Below are 2,588 nucleotides of genomic sequence, written 5' to 3'. Positions count from 1 at the left end.
GAATACCGGCCTGTCACGCCGGGGGTCGCGGGTTCGAGTCCCGTCCGCTCCGCCAGATTAGTCATTTTAATCAATGACTTAGAAAAAGCCCCGATTAAACACCGGGGCTTTTTTACTGCTCTTATTTTAAAAACGTCGATATGTTTTTGGCTTCGCTCTCGATGCAGGGAAGGGCAAAATATCCGAAAAAAAGCAAGCAGCATTGAAAGCAAGTTATTCTTGCTTGGCCCCTTGGGGTTTGTTCACAAATAAGCCATCCATTTCGCGCGCCAGATTCGGGCGCACTTTGCGCCGGGCCATGACCAAAAAAATCCATCGGTTTTAAATGTGCCGTCAAGCATGCATCACTACACGATTGCCATGGCCTGAACGGAACTTAAAACATCACCGGGCCGGATCAATAGTGGAAAAATGAAACAGTTCCTGGCTCATATGCAAATTGACCTCGGCAGAGGCGTTTCAGGGACGGATGGCAACAAAGAACGATCAAGATGTAATCCATGACCATGACGACGCTCTTTCGTGTTTCGCGAGCTTGTATGCCACCTAACGCTGGTGGCGGGCAAATAACCTTTAAAAATTACTGATCAGTCTATTTACCCGACTAAAACGCTAGGTTTCTGGTTATACTGAGCCCCGTTGTACCGCTTGAACATCAATTCAGGCAATAACCAAACTTCAGGAGTGTTGCCATGCGTTTAACTACCAAAGGCCGTTTTGCGGTCACTGCCATGATTGATCTGGGCTTGCGCCAATCGGCGGGCCCTGTCACGCTCGCCGCCATCAGCCAGCGTCAACAAATTTCCCTGTCCTACCTGGAGCAGCTGTTTGGCAAGCTGCGCCGCAACGCGCTGGTGGAATCCACCCGCGGCCCCGGTGGCGGCTACACGCTGGCGCGCTCACCCGCCGACATCACCGTGGCAGAAATCATTACCTCGGTCGATGAGCCCATGGATGCCACCCAGTGCGGTGGCAAGGAAAATTGTATGGGCGAGGGTGCGCGCTGCATGACCCATGAGTTGTGGGCTTCGCTGAACGTCAAGATGGTTGAGTTTCTGGACTCGGTGAGCCTGCAAAAGCTGGTTGACGAGCAATTGGCCAAGGGTTTCCAGATGGAAGAAAAACCCACCCTCAAGCGCGCCATTTCCAGTATGCCGGTGATGAAACCGATTCGTATCAATGCCCCCAATTCGGTGTTTGCGCTGGGTGCCAGCTACGCCAAGATGTAATTCGTAAACCAGACAAGAGCATTCAACATGGACAGCACCCCACATTTTCCCATTTACATGGACTACAGCGCCACCAACCCCTGCGATCAGCGGGTGGTGGATGCCATGATTCCCTGGCTCAGAAGCCATTTTGGCAACCCAGCGTCGCGCAGCCACGCTTGGGGCTGGGAGGCAGAAGCCGCCGTAGAAACTGCCCGCGAACAAGTGGCGGCCCTGATCGGTGCCGACCCGCGCGAGATCGTCTGGACCTCCGGTGCCACCGAGTCCAACAATCTGGCGCTCAAGGGCGCGGCGCACTTTTATCAGTCCAAGGGCAAACACATCATCACGGTCAAGACCGAGCACAAGGCCGTGCTCGACACCTGCCGCGAGCTGGAGCGCCAGGGTTTTGAGGTGACTTACCTCGATGTCCAGCCAGACGGTCTGGTCAACCTCGATGCCTTCAAGGCCGCCATTCGCCCCGACACCATCCTGGCCAGCGTGATGTACGTCAACAATGAAATTGGTGTGATCCAGGACGTGGCCGCCATTGGCGCCATTTGCCGCGAAAAGGGTGTGGTGTTCCATGTCGATGCCGCTCAGGCCACTGGCCGTGTGGCCTTTGACATCAGCAAAATGCCGATTGACCTGATGAGCCTCACTGGCCATAAAACCTACGGTCCCAAGGGCATTGGCGCGCTCTTTGTGCGGCGCAAACCGCGCATCCGCCTTGAGGCGCAAATGCACGGCGGTGGCCATGAGCGCGGCATGCGCTCGGGCACGCTGCCCACGCATCAGATTGTCGGCATGGGCGAGGCCTACCGCATTGCCAAGGAGGAAATGGCCCAGGAATTGCCGCGCATTCAGGCCATGCATGATCGCATGATTGCCGGTTTGCAAGACATCGAGCAAGTGTTCATCAACGGCCACCTGACGCAGCGCGTGCCGCACAACCTCAACATCAGCTTCAACTACGTTGAAGGCGAGTCCTTGATCATGGGCATCAAGGGCCTGGCGGTGTCCAGCGGCTCGGCCTGCACCTCGGCCAGCCTGGAGCCCAGCTACGTGCTGCGCGCCTTGGGCCGCAGCGACGAGCTGGCGCACAGCAGCCTGCGCATGACCATTGGCCGCTGGACCACTGAAGAAGAGATTGACTACGCGGTGGCCACCATCAAGGAAAACGTGGCACGCCTGCGCGAACTCAGCCCGCTGTGGGACATGTACAAGGAAGGTATCGACATCAGCACCATTCAGTGGGCGGCGCACTGAATGATGACTTTTTTTGTCATCGCGAGACGCGCGGCGACCCATGCAGTTGAAAGTACTGGATCGCCGCGCTACGCTTTCCATGAACAGCCCCGTCATTGCGAACGCAGTGAC

General features: G+C 56.4%; 3 protein-coding genes. All 3 read left to right on the top strand.

From position 1 onward, the window contains the following. Positions 1 to 252 (top strand): hypothetical protein (locus IBX54_RS14330; RefSeq protein ID WP_296543331.1); only part of this gene is annotated, 252 nt, incomplete at its 5' end. A gap of 440 nt (positions 253 to 692) precedes the next feature. Next, positions 693 to 1,229 (top strand): Fe-S cluster assembly transcription factor, encoded by a 537-nt coding sequence (locus tag IBX54_RS14325; RefSeq protein WP_296543330.1) that lies wholly within the window; start codon positions 693 to 695, stop codon positions 1,227 to 1,229. Positions 1,230 to 1,256: 27 nt separating this feature from the next. Next, complete coding sequence (locus IBX54_RS14320) at positions 1,257 to 2,477, top strand: IscS subfamily cysteine desulfurase (RefSeq protein WP_296543329.1); 1,221 nt, start codon at positions 1,257 to 1,259, stop codon at positions 2,475 to 2,477. Positions 2,478 to 2,588 lie beyond the last annotated feature (111 nt).

The organism is Rhodoferax sp., assembly GCF_014859475.1.
Taxonomy (GTDB): domain Bacteria; phylum Pseudomonadota; class Gammaproteobacteria; order Burkholderiales; family Burkholderiaceae_C; genus Rhodoferax.
The sequence above is the reverse complement of the archived record's forward strand: the minus strand, read 5'-3'. Positions and strand labels throughout refer to the sequence as shown.